The sequence below is a fragment of the Rubrivirga marina genome, assembly GCF_002283365.1.
GTDB lineage: Bacteria > Bacteroidota > Rhodothermia > Rhodothermales > Rubricoccaceae > Rubrivirga > Rubrivirga marina.
On sequence record NZ_MQWD01000001.1, the window covers coordinates 2,671,890 to 2,689,919 of the forward strand.

Below are 18,030 nucleotides of genomic sequence, written 5' to 3' on the forward strand. Positions count from 1 at the left end.
CGCGCGGTCGCTCCCGTTTACGCCCCATGGCTGACGACACCAGTTCGGATCTCGCCCCCCCGTTAGCGTCAGGGGAGGCGGACGGCGGCTTCCCCGTCGTCGGGATCGGCGCGTCTGCGGGTGGACTGAGGGCCTACCAGACGTTCTTCTCCGCGCTCCCGCCGGAGCCTGGGATGGCGTTCGTCCTCATCCAGCACCTCTCGCCCGACCACGAGAGCGCGCTCGCGGAGCTGGTCCAGACGCAGACCCGGATGTCGGTGGCCCAGGTCGGGGACCACCCGGCCGTCGAGGCGAACCGGGTCTACGTGATCCCGCCCGGCAAGCACCTCGTGATCGAAGGCGGGAGCCTGGCGCTCAAGGAGCCCGGCCCGGGCCGCGGGAAACCGTCGACGATCGACCACTTTTTCCGGTCCCTCGCCGAGGACATGGGCGAGCGAGCCGTCTGCATCGTGCTGTCCGGCACGGGCAGCGACGGGGCGCTCGGGCTCAAGGCCGTCAAGGAGCGGGCGGGCCTGACGATGGCCCAGGACCCCGACGACGCCGACTACGACGGGATGCCCCGCAGCGCCGTCGCGACGGGCCTCGTCGACGTGGTCGGGTCGGCCGCCGAGTTGGCCCAGATGCTGGTCCGCGTTCGCCATTCCGCGAGGGAGATCGTGATCCCGGCCCAGGACGACGACGAGACGACCGCGCTCCAGTCCGTCCTCACGCTCCTCCGCCAGCGGACCGGCCACGACTTCTCGGACTACAAGCCGTCGACGATCCGTCGACGCCTCGCGCGGCGGCTCCAGGTCAACGGGATCCCGGCGCTGTCGGAGTACCTCGCGTTCCTGCGGACGCACCCGGCGGAGGTCCAGGCGCTCCTCCGCGACTTCCTCATCTCCGTCACCCAGTTCTTCCGGGACCCCGACGCGTTCGACGTCCTCGAGCGGGAGGTCGTGCCGAAGCTGTTCGAGGGGAAGGGCCGCGGCGACACGGTCCGGGTGTGGGTGGCCGGCTGCGCCACGGGCGAGGAGGCCTACTCGGTGGCGATGCTGCTCTGCGAGCACCGCGACCGGCTCGGCGTCCAGCCCGAGATCCAGGTGTTCGCCACCGACATCGACGACGACGCCCTCGCGTCGGCGCGCGAGGGGCTCTACCCGGAGGCGGCCATCGGCGACCTGACGCGCGAGCGCCTCCTGGCGTTCTTCGACGAGGAGCCGAACGGGATCCGCGTCAAGGGCGGTCTCCGCGACATGGTCTTGTTCGCCCGCCACAACCTCATCTCGGACCCGCCGTTCTCGAGGCTCGACCTCGTCTCGTGCCGGAACGTCCTGATCTACCTCAACCGGTCGATCCAGCGGCGGGTGTTTACGGCGTTTCACTACGCCCTCGCGCCGGACGGGTACCTCTTCATCGGCGGATCGGAGGGGGCCGACGTGTTGTCGAAGGGGTTCGCGGAGCTCGACAAGAGCGCCCGCGTGTTCCGCCGGCGCGACGCGAACCTCGGCGGCGACCGGTTCGAGCTGTTCTCGGGCACCCGGACCAAGACGCCTCGCCCGCCTCGCCCATCGGTGCCGGCCGACGCGGAGTCCGGGCTCGTCGATCGGTACGCGTCGTGGACGCTCCAGGCCTACGCCCCCCCCCGCGTCCTCGTCGACGAGCACCACGAGATCACGCACGTCTTCGGCGGGGCGGGGGAGTACCTCCGCGACCGCGAGGGTCCGGTGAGCAACAACGTCGTCGAGAAGGTGCTCCGGGCGTTCCGCGTCGACCTCCGGTCGGCCCTGTTCCGGGCGTTCTCGAAGGGGGAGGCGACCGACACGGGGTTTCACGGCGTGTCTGTGGGCGGGACCGAGCGCGTGGTCCGGCTCCACGTGGGGATGGCTGGGGGGGAGGCCGAGGCCGACGGGCTGGCGGAGGTCGTGTTCGTCGAACTCGACCCGGCCTCGGTCGAGGGCCTCCGGGTGGGGGTGATCGACCGGGGGGACGGCGAGCAGCTCCACGACGATCCTGCCGTGGTCCGGATGGAGGAGGAGCTTCGCAGGACGCGCGAGCGGCTCCAGGCCATCGTCGAGGAACAAGAGACCTCGAACGAGGAGCTCAAGGCGTCGAACGAGGAGCTCCAGTCGATGAACGAAGAGCTCCAGTCGACGACGGAGGAGCTGGAGACGTCGCGCGAGGAGCTCCAGTCGATGAACGAGGAGCTCCACACGGTGAACCAGGAGCTCAAGACGAAGGTCGAGGAGCTCACGCGGGCCAACGCCGACCTCCACAACCTCATCGCCTCGACGGCGATCGCGACGCTGTTCCTCGACCGGGAGCTCCGCGTGTCCCGCTACACGCCGGTCGCGGCCGACCTGTTCAACCTCATCCCGGGCGACGTCGGGCGCCCGTTCGACCACGTCACGCACCGGCTCGACCACGACGGGCTGACGACGCTCGCGCAGCGCGTCCTCGACACGCTCCACGTCGAGGAGCAGGAAGTCGAGGACGACAGCGGCCGGTGGTACGTCCTCCGGGCGACGCCGTACCGGACGGCCGACGACCGGATCGAGGGCGTCGTGATGACCGTCTTCGACGTGACCCTCCAGAAGCGGGCGCAGGCGGAGGCGCTCCGGCGGGCGCGGCAGCAGGAGGCCCTCGCCGAGCTCGGCCAGCTCGCGCTCCGGACGGGATCGCTCGCCGACGTGTTCGACCGGGCCGTCGCCCTGGCCGTCGACGCGCTCGACGCCGACTTCGCCAAGGTGCTCCGCCACGACCCCGAGGCCGGGGTGCTCCACCTCGTGTCCGGCGTCGGGTGGGCCGAGGGCATCGTGGGCCACGCGACCGTGCCCGACGACGAGGGCTCTCAGGCCGGCTACACCCTGGTCGCCGACCGGCCGGTGGTCGTCCCCGACCTCGCGAAGGAGTCGCGGTTCTCGGCACCGACCCTCTTGAGCGACCACGACGTCCGGAGCGGGATCAGCGTGACGATCCCCGGGCCCGGCGCCCGCCCGTTCGGCGTCTTCGGCGTCCACGCCCGGGAGGTCCGGCAGTACTCCGAGGCCGACACCCAGTTCATCGACGCCCTCGCGAGCGTGGTCGGTGCGGCCATCCGGCGGGACCGGGACGAGGCGACGATCCGCCACCAGCTCGGCGAGATCGAGGCCATCTACGCGACGGCGCCGGTCGGCCTGGGCGTCCTCGACGCCGACCTCCGGTACCGACGCATCAACGAGCGCCTCGCGGCCATCAACGGGACGTCCGTCGAGGACCACCTCGGCAAGCGGCCGGGCGAGGTGGTCCCCTCGGTCGCCCCGGACCTGGAGCCGAAGCTGCGCCGCGTGATCGAGACCGGGGAGGCGCTCGAGGAGTTCGAAATCCGGGGGACGACGCCGGGCTCCCAGGAGGAACGGATCTGGCTCACGACCTACGTCCCCCGCTTCGGCAGCGACGGAGAGGTCCTCGGCGTCAGCGCGATGGTCCGTGACGTGACCGAGCGGCGGCGGCAGGAGACCGATCTCGCCGAGGCGAACCGGCTCCTCGAACTGGCCATGTCCGGAGGCGGGCTCGGCGGGTACACCCTCGAGTTCGGCGACGGCGAGCCCATCGTTCACTTCGACGAGCAGGCCCAGGCGCTCCTCGAGACCCCGCCGACTGCGACCCGCCGAGCCATCAACGAACGCGTCCATCCGGACGACCTCGCCGAGGCTCGGGCGAAGGTCGACCGGGCGTGCGATCCCGACGGAGATAGCGACACGTTCTCCATCGAGTTCCGCTACCCCCGCCCCGACGGGCGGACGGTCTGGCTCGCGGCGCGGGGCGTCTGCCTGTTCTCCGACGGCGCCCCCCGGCGCGTCGTGGGCCTCCTCTTCGACATCACGGACCTGAAGGAGGCCGAGGCCCGGGCCCGCCGCCAGCTGGCCCAGGTCGACGCCTACTTCGACGCCGTCCCCCTCGGCGTGGCCGTCTACGACGCGGACGGCCGGTACCTCCGTGCCAACCGGCAGTTGGCCGCCCTCGTCGGGCGCGAGCCGGAGGCGCTCCTCGGCCACCGCCCCGGCGACCTGTTCCCGGGGCACCGGGACATCAACGAGCCGTTCCTCCAGCGCGTCCTCCAAACGGGCGTCCCGATCCGCGACGTCGAGATGGCGCTCCCGGCCCCGTCGGATCCCGACGGCCCGCTCCGCGACTGGCTCGTCAACTTCGTCCCGCTCACAGAGGACGGCGAGGTCATGGGGGCGATGGTGGTGATCCAGGACGTGACGGCGCTGAAGCGGGCCCAGGCCGGGCTCGAGCGGCTCACGACGGAGCTCGAGGCGCGCGTGGTGATGCGGACGGCCGAGGTCCGTCGCCTGGTCGGCGACCTCACCGAGGCCGAGCGCCGCGAGCGGGGCCGCGTGGCGCAGGTGCTCCACGACGACCTCCAGCAGCTCCTCTACGCCACCCAGTTCAAGCTGCAGGCCATGCGGCGGGGCGCCGAGGCCGAGCTCCTCGAGATCATCGAGGACGCCGACGGGCTCGTCGCCCGTGCGGTCCAGGTCACGCGGACGCTGACCGTCGACCTCCGCCCGCCGGTCCTCCGGGGGGAGGGCCTCGACCGGACGTTCGAGTGGCTGGCCCACCGGATGGGCGAGGCGTACGGCCTCGACGTGGCCGTCAAACGGGAGGGCCCGGTCCAGGCGGGCAAGACCGTTCAGGTGCTCCTCTTTCAGATCGTCCGGGAGCTCCTGTTCAACGTGGTCAAACATGCCGGGACGTCGGAGGCCACGATCCGCGTGGGCCCGGCCGACGGGGGCCGCGTCCGGGTCGTCGTGTCCGACGACGGCGTGGGGTTCGAGGCCGACGGGGAGGCGGAGGAGGCGACGGGCGTCGGCCTCGTCGGCGTCCGCGAGCGGATCCGGCTGGTGGGCGGCTCCGTCGACGTCCGGTCGGCGCCCGACAGCGGGACGGTCATCGAGATCGTCTGCCCGACCGAGCTCTGATTCGTCCCCTGAGGGCGCGGCCGGAGAGCAGCGTCAGGAATCCCCTGGCGGGGGAACCGGACAGGGTGGCCGGGTATACTCCGATACGGCGCACAGCGAACGCACACCGAGCCCAACGTACCATGGCCCACCGCATTTTCCTGGTCGAAGATCACCCCGTCATGCGTGAGGGCTACGTCAGTCTTCTGAACGCCGAGCCGGACCTCCACGTCTGCGCCGAGGCGTCGTCGGCGGAGGAAGGGTTCGAGTTGGCCGTCGACCTCGAGTTCGACATCGCCATCGTCGACCTCTCGCTCCCGGGGGTCAACGGCGTCGAGTTCATCAAGCGGCTCCGCTCGCTCGACCCCGACGTGAAGGTCCTGGTGGTCTCGGCCCACGACGAGGCGCTCTACGCGGAGCGGGCGCTCCGGGCCGGGGCCCGGGGCTACCTCATGAAGCACGAGTCGGCCCGCCAGTTCGTGACGGCCGTCCGGACGGTCCTCGACGGCGAGCTCTACCTCAGCGACTCGCTCCAGACGCGGTTCCTCCAGGACCGCTTTGGCCACGCGACCGAGTCGACGCCGGCCATCGAGCGGCTGACCGACCGCGAGCTCGAGGTGTTCGAGCACTTCGGCCGCGGCCAGAGCACCCGCGAGGTGGCCGAGGCGCTGGGGCTCAGCCTCAAGACCATCGAGTCCCACCGGGCCAACATCAAGAACAAGTTGGGGATCGACCGGGCGGCCGAGTTCATGCAGCGGGCCGTCGTGTGGGTCGAGTCGCCGATGCGCGCCCGGCAGCAGAAGGAGAAGGCCGAGGCATCCTAGACCGCGCTGCCGGAGTCCGTGTCGACGGCGGGACCCGACCAGCCCCCGCCGTCCGGCGTCCGCCCGAGATTGAAGGGTATCGGAGACGGGAGGCGGACGCCGAACGCCGGAGTGTACGCCGCGACGAGGGGACGGCCTATGGGGGAAGGGAGGAGGTGACACTAGCTTCATGAGACCTCCTCCACGCCATGCCCACTCCCTTCGTCGTCGCCCTCCTGATCGCCATGCTCGTGCCGGACACGCCGTCGGGACCGATCCCGGAGAGCGCCCGGCAACTCCTCCTCGTGACCACGGCGGACTGGTCGGCGACAGGCGGGACGTTGCAGCGCTACGCGCGTGAGCCCGCCGGCGAGTGGGCGCCGGTCGGCGAGACGGTGTCGGTCGTCGTCGGGCGGAGCGGACTGGGGTGGGGGCTCGGCCTCCACGGCGGGCCGTTGCCGGAGGGGCCGACGAAAGCAGAGGGCGACGGTCGCGCGCCCGCGGGCGTGTTCCGCCTCTCCGCCGCCTTCGGCTACGCCGCGACGGCGCCGACCGGCCTCCCGTACGTCCCGACGCCGGGCCTCCACTGCGTCGACGACCGGGCCTCGGCCTCGTACAACCTCGTCCGCGACGTGCCTCCCAGCCGCGACTGGGACAGCCACGAGACCATGCGTCGCCGAGACGGGCTGTATCGGATCGGCGCCATCGTCGCGCACAACGGGCCGGGCGTCGACGCCCGCCTGCTCCCCGAGGGGGCTCGCCTCGGGGACGCCGCGCCCGTCCCCGGCGGCGGCTCCTGCATCTTCCTCCATGTCTGGGGTGGCCCAGGCACCACGACCGCCGGCTGCACGGCGATGGCGGACGCCCGCCTCGCCGAGGTTCTCGCCTGGCTCGACGCCGAGGCGGACCCGGTGCTCGTCCAACTGCCCGAGGCGGAGGTCGCCGTGCTCCGAGAGGCATGGGGGCTGCCAGGGCTGGAGGGGGAGTAGGGCGTTCGGACAGGGAACCGACAGAACGCTGGGGGTTCGGACTCCGGAAAGACGAGCTCCCGATCTCCCATCTCCCGCGAGCGGAGCGAGCCCGCCCCTCTTCACCGAGTCTCGGTTTCGGAGGCCGATGGACGGCCCCGTATATTCGTCGCCCCGGCCAGTCTCTGGCCAGGAACTGGTCGAGTAGCTCAGTTGGTAGAGCAACGGACTGAAAATGAGTCCGACTCGGCAAAACCGTGGATTCCAGCGCGTATGGGGTGGTCCATCGCCGGTCGTCAACCGCTACTGCTGACGGATTGCTGATGGGCGTGGGGCTCGGGTCGGCCATCCCAAGACCGCCGTGAGCAGCCTCGTCAAGTCGAAGTCCGGCCAGTACTACCTCCAGTTCTACCGGGACGACCGCCGTCCGAAGCGGCGACAGGTCCCGCTGAAGACGTCGTCGAAACGGACGGCCACGCGGGTCCGATCGCACGTCGACGAACTGTTTCTGAGGGGGGAGTTCGACCCGTGGGAGACGACGGACTTCGTGGCTGCGACGGAACCCGACGGGAACGTGGTCGGCTACGACGCCGCGGTCGTCCTTTTCCTCGCCTCTAGGGGGGGGAGGTCGGAGCGGACGGTCGAGTCCTACCGGAACACCCTCCGGTCGTTGGGTCGGTCGCTCCCCAAGGGCGCTAGAGCGCACGAGGTGACGCGGGACGACGTGCTACGGTGGGTCCGGTCGGGGAGGGGGAACGTGACGACCCAGCACTCGATGGCCCGCCACGCCTCGGTGTTCTTTCGCTGGGCAGCAGAGGAAGGTGGGATCACCGACAACACGGGGCGCCCCGTCGAGAATCCGACGCGGAACCTCCGGCTGCCCCCGATGCCGAGGAAGAGCCCGAAGTGGATCCGCCCCGAGGAGGTCCGGCTGATCTTGGAGGCTCTGCCCACGACCGGGCAGGCCACGACCGACGGGACGCACTGGCTGTACCCGATCATCCGGTCGAACGTGGTCCTCGGGCTAAGGGCGTCCGAGGTGTGCCGGCTTGTGTGGCGAGAGGTCGACCTAGAGTTGGGCGAGTTGGCCGTGTTCACGACGAAGGGGCACTCGGAGCGCGTCGTCCCGGTGTCCTCGGTGGTCCGACAGGAACTCGGGCGGATCCGCTCGTGGTCGCGCTCGGAGTGTGGTCGTGAGCCGGGCGGCGACGAGCACGTGTTCCGGACGTCGCCCGAGGCGGGGCGGCTCTGCCCCCGGTACCTCTCCCGCCAGTTCAAGAGGTACGTCCGAGCGGCTCTCCCTGAGCACCGAGCCCGCGTGGTCAACTTCCATTCGACCCGTCACTCGGCAGCGTCGTATCTCGCGCAGGCGGGGAAGACGGCGGAACTGATCCGGGAGTACATGGGCCACGCGTCGGTCGCTACGACGTACAAGTACGTCCACCTGGAGAGGGAGGCGGTCCACAAGGAGAGCGTGGGGGTGTTCGACCGATTAGCGTTGTGATCACTCGTCCCATTTCCGCTGGCTCGGGCGATGTCCTGCTGCGCCCCCGACTATGGGGCAGAAGCCACACAGCACGTGTTTGCCGGGAGGGTCTACATTTGTTCATGACCCTGTGTATGGCCGATGATGAACGCGCTCTACGTCCACAACCCCGGGAGGAACGTCCATCACACGAGGTTCCTCGACTTGGGCAAGGTTTCGGTCCTCTGCGGGAGGAACAACAGCGGGAAGACTACCCTGCTAGAGTCCGTCCGCGACATCGGTATGAACGGGAGCGCCGCCCTCGGATCACCGGCCATTCGACTAGAAGGTGAGTTCGCCGAGGCGCTCTGGCGACAGGTCGAGAACGAGTGTAAGGTCAACAACTGGTCATTCTCGAGTGCGAAGGACCAGATCGAGCGTGCGTGGGGCGGCGATCTCCTTGATCTCGAGAAACAACGGGAAGTGGTCGAGCGGATCGGCGCCTTCCGGGGCTACTCGAACTTGCAGAAGGCGGTAGAGAACGCCGTAGCGACCGCGTTGAAGAAGTTGCCCAAGCGGGTCTTAGTGCCGGCCAAGCGGCTACGATTACAACAAGCGGCGTTCAAGTCGGAGCCTTCAGGAGAACTGAACCCCAGGGGCGAGAACCTGCTGAACTACCTGTTTTGGTCAAAGAACCAAGTGCAGGGATCTCGTCCCTACTCGTACTACGGGGAATTGAGGGGGCATTTCTCGACGGTCACAGAGGGGTTCGATTTCGACGTGACGTTGAGTGGAGGCTCACTGACTTTGAAGATCCTCCCACCCTTCGGGGGTAAGTGGGATGCAGCGGAGTCGTTCGGGCTCGGTCTCCACGACGTCCTACTCATCCTCGCCGTCGCGTTGGCTGAGGACGCGGGGCTCCTGCTCGTAGAGGAGCCCGAGAACCACGTCCACCCGGCCATGCAGCGACGCCTGTTGCAGGTCCTCAAGCGGGAGACGACGAATCAATACCTTCTCTCGACCCACTCCAACGTCTTCCTGGACAACGCGTTCGTTGACAAGGTCTACTTCACAGAGTTCGTCGATGGCGAGGTCCGGTTGAGCGACGTGACAAGCAAGGCGTCGCTCCTCGATGACCTGGGTTATGAGGTGACCGATAACCTGACCGCGGACGTCGTGGTGCTCGTGGAGGGACCCACCGATGTGCCGGTGCTGGAGACGCTGGCGCTCAGGAGGGAGGATCTGCGGTTGAAGCAGATCAAGTTCTGGCCGCTCGGCGGAGACATCATGGACCAGTTGGACCTCAGTGTCCTGACCGATTCCAACAAGGTCGTCGCGATCGTGGATGACGACCCGGGGAGCCGTCGTGTCCGAGATCGCTTCTTGGCGAAGTGCGCGGAGTTGGAGGTTCGCTGCCATCGCTTAGGGCGCTACGCTATAGAGAACTACTTCACCGTGGACGCGCTGCGATCGGTATACGGCGGGCAGCTCCCGGAGGATGTAACGAGAATCACCCCGAGAACTAAGTTAGAGAAGCAGATCGGCTTCAACGTGAAGAGGCGCAATCGGGATATCGCCGAGGCCATGTCGTATGAGGACGTAGCTGGAACCGACCTCGGCGATTTCTTCGACCTGTTGGCGGAGGTCGCCAGATGACTGCAAGCCGCCGCCGCCGGACCCCGACCATCGACCCCACGACTCGTCCCGCTTTTGGAACAGCCACTCGACTCCTCCTGTGATCCAGTAGAAAAGGCAGGCGTCAGTAGTGACCACATACACGTTATTCAGCCTATTCGATCGATAGGTTAAATACATCTATTTATCGTAATCTATTTGATAAATAATGTTGTGTATATAATGTATAGGTTTTTGTTAGGTGGCGCGCCTGCTAGATGCGGGTGGCAGGCGCGCCCTGGTTGGTGGCCGAAGGGGCCACCATGGTTTAATCGTCTAAACGTGTTTTCCGGAGTTTAGATACGACTCCCGATCTAGTAGTTCGGGATTCTTGTCTGTGACGATTTTGTAGATTGATTGAGCTGCATCTTCAATCTCGCCATCAAATACTAGATCCCATGGGACATCTCTTTCCACTTCGTGGATCATTTCGCGATACGCCTCTTCTACTGTGTGCAGATAGTCCCCATTGTGTCCAGGGTCGAATTGCCCTATCTGGGTGAACGTCCAGGATAGACATCTGCAAAAGTCAATAAACTCTTTCAGATCTCCGATTCCAGCCCAGCAGGAGTGCTGTATGGGACTGAGTTCTGCGGCGTTTAATTCTTGTGTCATGACGAATTGCGTGGTTTTGAGCCACGGCAAAAGAGAAAAAAATGGACCTTGATTGTAATCATTGGGTCCGTGGTAGCGTCTCGAAAGACTCGGATGCCACCTGGCAGACATGGTATATGTTCCTGAGTACGCATGAAGTTACTTCAAAATAATTTTATAATTATATTATATATTGATACATTATATCAGCATATCGTCGTATTTGTGATGCGGCTCGATCCTCGACGCTTCATCACGAGAGGAACGAGCCGCGTCCGAAGCTCAGGTTCTGGCCGGAATGTTCGGGATATGGACTCTCTCGCCTACGAGTTCGGGTGGAACGGGTCGAACCCGAACAGTTCGAACGCCTTCTGTCGTCTCCAGTCGAGCGCGGCTTCTAGCGTCGGTACCGTGCGGGACGTGTGTCTGTCGCCGTCGCACTGGATGGCGACGTAGAACCGGCCAGAAGAGGTCTCGTATATGTTGTGGCGACCGGACTTCGACCTACGATTCGGAGACGCGTATCGCTCCAGGGCGGTGATCTTCACGTGCTCGGGTATAGAAACGGGAATGAGGTCCCAAAGCCTCGGGTTCTTGGGGTCGCCGTCAGCGTGGTGAACTTGGTAAGAGCCCGATAACCCGGTCACGGACTCTAGGACGAGCCTGTGTAGATAAGGGCGCTCCTTCCGGGGGGCGTTCGAGAGTGTGACCCTCGGGTATCTCGTCGACCTGTCCCATTTCAGCGGGCGTTCCGCCAGTCGGTAGACGCCGAGGTCGTCCCGGCTCACCCTGTAAACCTCGGGGAACCCCGTGTCGTCTAGCCTCACGGCGTAGATCCCAACCCAGTCCACTACCCACCACGCGTCGTCGTAATGGGCGAGTTCGGGCGGTCTAGGCTGGGCGTATAGGTCGATCCCGTTATGGGAAGTCGTGTAGTGTTGCATATTGCAAAAAAGTTTTGGTACATACACAATTGGTCAAAACTCGTGCCAGAATGAACAGTTTTGTCGGTCTTCACAGGCTGCATATAATAACGAAGTGAAAGTGAAGGTGGGTCCGTTCGAGCGTTGTGGCACGAGGTTTGGCATGCTAGGGATGTCTCGGAATTTAAAATTATCGGATTCGGGCTGGCGGCTATTGTTGCTCCGAGATGTCGGTGCCGGATCGTAGAAAGAGAATACAGATGGAAAGAGAGTTCATTAAAGAGATGGTCGAGCTAGACGGCGTCGTCTTCGTCATGTTCGACTCCGGGTCCGTGGCGGTCCACGAGGAGTGGAGCCGGAACAAGGGGACGGAAGTGACGGGCTGGGAGACCACGACGGCCACCGGGCTCGACGGGGACGACCACGAGGTCGTCCGGGTCTCGGTGGGGGTCCAGATCAAGACGTTCCTCTTCGACGAGGTCGTCGCGGGGCTCCTCTACGGGGAGTGCCCGCGGGGTCACGCCGTGTACCGGACCGTGTCGGACGAGGGGTACCCCCACGACCTCGGGTACCACAAGTGCGAGCGGGTCCGCGCCGACGGGACGCCGGAGTGGGGGAGGCTCAACCCCTACCCCTTCTAGGTGGAGTCGGCGTCAAGGGGGGGGCTCGGGCACGTCCTGAGCCCCCTTCTCTCGGTACGCTGGCACGAGCCCGACCTCAAGCAGAGTTTTAATCATTTGACTAAATAAAACATAGCGATATGAATAGCGAAAACAATATGCACAACATGGGAGATGGCCCCCATGTCGAAAATGCCTCAGTCCTCCGCCCGTTCTCCGGAGGCTCCACGCCCGGGTTCTCGGTCCTCTACGACGAGGTCCGGGTCTCCGAGTCCCCGGCGGTCTCCCGGGTCTTCGAGGTCCTGGACCGCGAGGGCGCCGTAGGGAGGCAGCGGCGGGACCAGATCCGGGTCATCGTCGGTCAACTCGTGTACAACCTGGAGCACGCGCTGGCGACGGAGCGGGGTCTACAGAAACCGGCGCCCGTGTGGGTGGCCCTGAACCTCCAGAGCACGCAGGGTCGGGACCGGTACCGGCGGGAGCACTTCTCCTACGCACGGATCCGACGGATTCTGGACGGTCTAAAGCGCCTCGGGTGGATCGACGTGTATGCCGGTCGCCCTGGCTGGGCGAACGATGGGCTTGGGAAGGCGACCCACCTCCGAGCCACGATGGAGCTCGCATCGATCCTGGAACGGTCCGACTCAGCTGAGGTGGACGGCACGCGGTCGGCGTCGTTCGCCGGTTGCTCGGGTTCCAGGTCCTTCCTCCTACCGAAAGTCGAAGTCGTCGTCCTCCGGGACAAGCCGGAGCGTCCGAGGCGCTCGGGCAAGAAATCAGTCGAGGTCCAGTACGTGGACAACGACGCCACAAGGGCCATGAGGCGTCACCTGAACGACCTGAACGCGAGGTTGGACCACAGCCACGTGACCCTCTCGGTCCCCCTCGGGCTCGTCCACGTGTCCGGGTCGACCGTGAGCGTCCTCCCGAGACGGAACACGTCCCACTCGATCAGCTGTCGTGGGTCCAACCCCTCACTTGATCTGGTGAATGTGTCTGATTTATGCCATATGAACCTATCTAAGATATCCCATTACACAGACTGTGGTCACGTATCCCTTCTTCATTATATGCATAGCAACTCGACTGATAGAGACGGGATCCGATTCGTCCCCGCCTATATCAAGAAGAAGCCTGAGGCCAAATACGAGAGGCTCAAGCGGTACCTCCGGTTCGACTCCATGCACTGCGACGTGTCCAGCGGGACGGTCACGTGGACGCTCCCGTACGCCTACAAGCAGGTCTTCCGCTCGTTCTCTCGCGGGTCGTGGGAGAAGGGGGGACGGTTCTTTGCCCCGTTCCAGGAGCTGTCCAAGACGCTCAGAGAGCACCTGACGATCGACGGGGAGCCCACGGTCGAGGTCGACTACCCGTCGCTCCATTTCAACCTCCTCTACCACGGGCTAGGTTTGGAGATGACGGAGGAGGTGGGTCGAGACGCGTACGACGTCGGGCTTGATGTGCCCCGGACGACGCTGAAGATCGTCGCCAACTCGATGCTCAACGCCCCGAACTACCAGAGCCTCTACCGGATGCTCAAGGCCAAGGACGCGGACCCCAAGGAGGTGCTCGACCTCAACGGCCACTCGGCGAAGGACGTCGTCCACGCGCTCAAGCGGCTCCACGAGCCCATCGCGGGCTATTTCCACAGCGACATCGGGATCGATCTCCAGTTCGTGGACAGCCGAATCGCGGAGCGCGTGCTGAGTCGGATGACGGTCCTCCCGGTCCACGACTCGTTCGTCGCTCCACGGAGCCGGGTGCAGGAGCTGCGGCGGGTGATGGCGGACGCGTACGAGGTGGTGGTCGGTCGCCGCATCGCGCTCGGAAAACCAGAATAGGCGACGCTCGGAGGCTCCCCCTGGTTCAGAGGGTTCCAGGGGGACTCGCCCAACACGCACCTGTGCTAGTGTTCGCCCGTATTGGAACTAGTCTCCGGTCGGTTACGACGTGGGAGGAAGTCTTGTGCCACCCAGGAAGGGGAACCGGTGGGACCAAGCATTTTGGCAGCGTCGACTGCCGCCGGTGACCACTCACATGACGCCGTCCTATGAGGCGCAACGCGCTCTGCCGAGCGAGGAGGATGTCGAGGCGTATGGAGGGTTCTGCCCGAACTGCACCGGACGGTCTACCCATCTTTGAGTCTCTTGAACTGAATGCCAGGTATGCCACTAAGATATTTGTGGACATGATATGAGGTCAGATAAATTGGCTCATTTGCATCTATGTCTTCATTGGTAATGTTTTTATACGATCTATGTATATACCATCCTGTGCCTCCTTGTACCTCAATTAGTATTGAGATTCTTATTAGCATGCAAATTGAATCGAATATTCCAGGTATAGAAGTAAGTTCTTCAATTGAAGATTCGGAATATCCGTCTATTGGAGAATTTGGCGAACTGAATTTAGTTGACATATAGCCTATGAGTTTCAGGACTGCATACCCTAGATCATAAGATGGTATCAAGTTGGGTTTTTCAAGTTTAAGTCTGGATATGAACGAAGAAAAGCTGTTTAGGTTGAAGCTTCTAATTACTTCGTCGTTTGCTAACGTGACCGCCAACCAGAGGGCAGGGTCCGCAGAAATAGCTACCGCTATAGCGGCAGGGTGAGGGTAATTCTCGATATAGTTGTAAAATGATTTTGTGAGCGGCATACGCACGATGTGGTTTGCTGCAAGAAATTCTTGTAGAGATAGGTGGGAAAACTCATAGTGATCAGAGACCTTGGTAATTATTCCCGTATGGGATTCAATCTCACGCGCGACGGCGCCTGCTTCTCCCATCGGTAGCTTAAATCGCGGCGCTAGAGATTGGTACGCGATTTCGAGTGCCTCCGTAGTAAAGCTCTTGCTCTTAAATTGAACTGTTATCCAATATGAAAGATGTGATAGAAACTCTAGTTTCCTGTCGTTATCGAGTCCGGCATATTGGGATATTCGTATAATGCCGCGCTGCTCAGACCACTCAGTAAGCAACAACCGAACTAGAGTCCTGTACACCGAAGAGGGCTGGTCCGGTAGGGCTTCAGATAGTTGATATATGTAAACAAGAGTGCAGAGTAGCAGCGGGCGGTTCGCGACGTCGTGGTATGGGGTGGATCCGAGCTCCTTGACGAACGAGGTTGCGTCACCTAGCCAGAGGGATGATATCTCTACAATCTGATCGTCTGTGAGGGGCTGAATTTCTGTAACTCTGTATCCCTGTATAAATCTGACAAAGTCGGCGGATCTGCAAGTCGCGATAACTTTAATATTGTAATCATAACTTATGATCTGCAGCTCGTCAATCAGCTTGTTGCGAGCTGATGCAGGCATTTCATCGATTCCATCTAGGATGAGACAGCATCTAATTTCATTTATCAATGAATATACAAAATCATCAAGCTTGCCTTCTTGTATAGTATATCTGGCATCGTCCCCGTTGATTTCGATTTTGTACGGTATTTTAAGTGTATCAGATATTGCTACATATAGAAATGAATAGTTTTCAATCTCTCTGAGTCTGATTACTATTGGCATATATTCATAAACCCCTGAATCAGATTCGCTAACTAATAATCTCTGTACAATACGCTTAAGAGTAGTTGTTTTTCCTGATCCTGGGTCGCCTAATAGTACATATGAATTGTCATCCTTGATTAGGTCGTCCTCGTGCATCGTGATTCCTCTGTTACCCCTGACACTAAATCTGCGGGGCATATCGGTGATTTTAAGTCTTATAGTGTTGGAGTTTACTAGGCGAGGTGTGCTGAGTCCCAGAAATTGAATATCCTCACTCCATCTGAAACTAGATATTAAATGTCTCGACACAAGATTTTCGAAGTCAATTTCACTTGTATTAGACCCTCTCTGTTTGAGTCGTTTTTTTACAATTTCAGATACAGCCGACTTTAGTACCTCTATGGCTATCGTTTCCATGACGGGGTGGTTGTAGGGGTACTAGGCTGCCTTGCCGAAGATTGTGGGGCATGATGAGCTGCTTCGGAAAGCTGCTGGCCGACTGAGAGTTTCGGAGCCCGCCTCGTCAACCAGGGATGGGGCGTTCACAACAGCTCTGCCGTCAGTGCACCAAGTGGACACCATCTAGTCGGAGATCAACCGGGAGCTTTCCGCATTGGAGCGTAGGCATGATATCACAGCTGTCGACTGGTTCTCGGCTTATCTGTTCGTACCCAATGAATGGGGAAGAGGGACCCACGTGGGTTATAGCCTTGAACACGGATCCCGAATCCGGGAGACGCAGACCGGTCGGTGAGCTCACGCGAACGGGAACCAAATCAGCAGGGCGATGCCCGTAGGACCGAACGAGGTCCGATCCCACGGGCGCCGGCACCGGTCTGGCGCCGAGAACTACGCCTATTGGCACCCGACCAGGACAATCAGCCTGTTTACTTCGTCAACGATCTGGAGGTCGGGTGCGCCCCGCCGAGCTGAGTCGCGCCCGTCTTCGTCGGGGAGGTCGAACTCCGAGCGGACCCGGATGCCGTCGCACTCCTTCTCCATACCCTCGGCGAAGCGGATGGCAACGAATCGCCCGTCCTCCTTCGAATGTCGCTCAATCTCGGCGGGCGCGTCGGGACGGATGAAGACCGGTTCCGGCGATCCGGACTTGAAATCCGACGCGAGGGGAGCCTCCCGGATGACCGCGTCGCACGACGAACTGGCGGACGGTTCGGGCGCGAGAGCATCCAGTTCGAGGCTGGCGGCGCCGCTCAGGGCTCGCCCCCGACCTCGTGGAAGAGGGCTTCAAGTTCGGAGATCTCGTCGGTCTCGCCGGGGTGGTGGGAGTGGCCGATATTGAGATGGCGTCCGCTGGGGTGAGGCGGTCCCTGCGCCGGTATCTCGTACGTCCTGATACACTGACTCTGCCCTCGTTGCTCACCGTCTCCGACGACTTCCTGACCCTCCTCCGGCGCGTCGCCGGGGACCCGAACCTCGCGACGTTCAACGAGGACCAGACCAAGCAGGGGATCGTCCTGGAGACGTTCCGCCGTCTGGGGTGGGACCCGTCGGACGTCGACGAGGTCTACCCGGAGTACGGCTCGGGCGACCTCAAGCGGGTCGACTACGCGCTCCGGATCGGCGGGAAGAACCGGGTGTTCGTCGAGGTCAAGCGGTGCAACGTGGACCTCGAGGCGCACCAGGAGCAGCTCCTCTACTACGCGTACCAACAGGGCGTCCCGCTGGCCGTCCTGACTAACGGCGTCGTCTGGTGGTTCTACCTCGCCCAGTGGGAGGCGACCTGGGAGCAGCGGAAGTTCTACTCGATCGACCTCCAGCAGCGGGACACCGACGAGGCGGCGGCTCGGTTCGTCGACTTCCTCTCGAAGGGGAACGTCGAGACGGGGCGGGCGCAGCGGAACGCGCAGGAGGTCCTGACGAGCCAGAAGCGGCAGAAGGAAGTCCGGCGGACGCTCCCCGAGGCGTGGGCGGACCTCCTGGCCGGACCGGACCCGACGGTCGTCGAGGTGGTCAAGGACCGGGTCGAGCAGCTCTGCGGGTACACCCCGACCGACGAGGAGGTCGCCGCGTACCTCCGTGCCCGCGACGGCGCGGGACCCCCTCGCCGTCCCGATACGAAGCCTCTATACGAGACAACTCGGGAAGAGACCACTCGGGGTACTGGGGAGGCGGGCAGCCCTGACGATCGGGGCGCGGGCGGTCCCGCGGGTCCTCGGACCCTCCTCTCTCTACGGGAGGGCGCGGACCTCGGTAACACGAAGCCGCGCTTCCTCGTGATCGGTGGGGACCGCCTGGACGCGGCGAGTTGGTCGGCGGCGTCGGTCGCGTTCGTCCGTTGGTTCGTCGAGCGGGGTCACCTGAGACGCGAGGACCTGCCCGTCCCCACGTACTCGAAGCGCGGCAAGTGCTTCGTCAGCGACCATCCCGGTCACGCCGACCCCGACAAGCACGGCGCGTGGACGGAGGTCGACGGGTTCTACGTGGACACCAAATACAACGCGATGGGGCACGTGATGAACATGATCGCCCTGACCGATCACGTCGGTCGCGACGACCTCGACGTCCGCGTCGCTCTTCAGACCTAGACAGACC

The 18,030-nt window shown here is 63.5% G+C and carries 11 protein-coding genes; 8 read left to right on the top strand and 3 right to left on the bottom strand.

Annotation, left to right across the window (positions count from 1 at the left end; genetic code table 11):
- Window positions 1–26: 26 nt before the first annotated feature.
- The 5 genes from BSZ37_RS11085 (at window position 27) to BSZ37_RS11105 (ending at window position 9,817) form a co-directional block, all read left to right on the top strand.
- The gene (locus BSZ37_RS11085) at window positions 27–4,946 is read left to right on the top strand and encodes a PAS domain-containing protein (protein WP_095510615.1); all 4,920 of its coding nucleotides are present in this window, start codon (window positions 27–29) and stop codon (window positions 4,944–4,946) included.
- Window positions 4,947–5,068: 122 nt separating this feature from the next.
- A complete protein-coding gene (locus tag BSZ37_RS11090; protein WP_095510616.1) occupies window positions 5,069–5,749 on the top strand; it encodes a response regulator transcription factor in 681 nt (226 codons plus the stop codon).
- Window positions 5,750–5,937: 188 nt separating this feature from the next.
- Window positions 5,938–6,717 (top strand): L,D-transpeptidase family protein, encoded by a 780-nt coding sequence (locus tag BSZ37_RS11095; RefSeq protein WP_095510617.1) that lies wholly within the window; start codon window positions 5,938–5,940, stop codon window positions 6,715–6,717.
- 340 nt (window positions 6,718–7,057) lie between these two features.
- Window positions 7,058–8,200, top strand: coding sequence for a tyrosine-type recombinase/integrase (locus BSZ37_RS11100; RefSeq protein ID WP_095510618.1), 1,143 nt, complete (start codon window positions 7,058–7,060; stop codon window positions 8,198–8,200).
- Between the two features lie 126 nt (window positions 8,201–8,326).
- Window positions 8,327–9,817 carry an ATP-dependent nuclease gene (locus BSZ37_RS11105; RefSeq protein ID WP_179299582.1) on the top strand — a complete coding sequence of 497 codons (1,491 nt, stop codon included), beginning with the start codon at window positions 8,327–8,329 and terminating at the stop codon, window positions 9,815–9,817.
- Between the two features lie 294 nt (window positions 9,818–10,111).
- Here the strand turns inward: BSZ37_RS11105 and BSZ37_RS21525 are convergent, their stop codons facing one another.
- Together BSZ37_RS21525 and BSZ37_RS11110 are read right to left on the bottom strand one after the other, a co-directional pair.
- Window positions 10,112–10,450, bottom strand: coding sequence for a hypothetical protein (locus tag BSZ37_RS21525; protein ID WP_143537627.1), 339 nt, complete (start codon window positions 10,448–10,450; stop codon window positions 10,112–10,114).
- 302 nt (window positions 10,451–10,752) lie between these two features.
- The gene (locus BSZ37_RS11110; RefSeq protein ID WP_095510620.1) at window positions 10,753–11,373 is read right to left on the bottom strand and encodes a hypothetical protein; all 621 of its coding nucleotides are present in this window, start codon (window positions 11,371–11,373) and stop codon (window positions 10,753–10,755) included.
- 239 nt (window positions 11,374–11,612) lie between these two features.
- Here BSZ37_RS11110 and BSZ37_RS11115 point away from each other — a divergent pair, with 239 nt between their 5' ends.
- Both BSZ37_RS11115 and BSZ37_RS11120 read left to right on the top strand, forming a co-directional pair.
- Window positions 11,613–11,993, top strand: coding sequence for a hypothetical protein (locus BSZ37_RS11115; RefSeq protein ID WP_143537628.1), 381 nt, complete (start codon window positions 11,613–11,615; stop codon window positions 11,991–11,993).
- A 119-nt stretch (window positions 11,994–12,112) separates the two neighbouring features.
- Entirely contained in the window at window positions 12,113–13,813 is a 1,701-nt protein-coding gene (locus tag BSZ37_RS11120) for a hypothetical protein (RefSeq protein WP_095510622.1), read from the top strand.
- A gap of 287 nt (window positions 13,814–14,100) precedes the next feature.
- Here the strand turns inward: BSZ37_RS11120 and BSZ37_RS11125 are convergent, their stop codons facing one another.
- A complete protein-coding gene (locus BSZ37_RS11125; protein WP_095512368.1) occupies window positions 14,101–15,894 on the bottom strand; it encodes an NACHT domain-containing protein in 1,794 nt (597 codons plus the stop codon).
- A 956-nt stretch (window positions 15,895–16,850) separates the two neighbouring features.
- Between BSZ37_RS11125 and BSZ37_RS11130 the strand changes: the two genes are divergently transcribed.
- Window positions 16,851–18,023: a type I restriction endonuclease gene (locus tag BSZ37_RS11130; RefSeq protein ID WP_095510623.1), complete on the top strand. Its 1,173-nt coding sequence runs from the start codon at window positions 16,851–16,853 to the stop codon at window positions 18,021–18,023.
- The last annotated feature ends 7 nt before the right edge of the window (window positions 18,024–18,030 follow it).

Excerpts from the sequence above, each read along its gene's own strand:
- BSZ37_RS11085 (WP_095510615.1), top strand. The coding sequence starts at position 27 with ATGGCTGACGACACCAGTTCGGATCTCGCCCCCCCGTTAGCGTCAGGG.
- BSZ37_RS11090 (WP_095510616.1), top strand. The coding sequence starts at position 5,069 with ATGGCCCACCGCATTTTCCTGGTCGAAGATCACCCCGTCATGCGTGAG.
- BSZ37_RS11095 (WP_095510617.1), top strand. The coding sequence starts at position 5,938 with ATGCCCACTCCCTTCGTCGTCGCCCTCCTGATCGCCATGCTCGTGCCG.
- BSZ37_RS11105 (WP_179299582.1), top strand. The coding sequence starts at position 8,327 with ATGAACGCGCTCTACGTCCACAACCCCGGGAGGAACGTCCATCACACG.
- BSZ37_RS21525 (WP_143537627.1), bottom strand. The coding sequence starts at position 10,450 with ATGACACAAGAATTAAACGCCGCAGAACTCAGTCCCATACAGCACTCC.
- BSZ37_RS11110 (WP_095510620.1), bottom strand. The coding sequence starts at position 11,373 with ATGCAACACTACACGACTTCCCATAACGGGATCGACCTATACGCCCAG.
- BSZ37_RS11115 (WP_143537628.1), top strand. The coding sequence starts at position 11,613 with ATGGAAAGAGAGTTCATTAAAGAGATGGTCGAGCTAGACGGCGTCGTC.
- BSZ37_RS11120 (WP_095510622.1), top strand. The coding sequence starts at position 12,113 with ATGAATAGCGAAAACAATATGCACAACATGGGAGATGGCCCCCATGTC.
- BSZ37_RS11125 (WP_095512368.1), bottom strand. The coding sequence starts at position 15,894 with ATGGAAACGATAGCCATAGAGGTACTAAAGTCGGCTGTATCTGAAATT.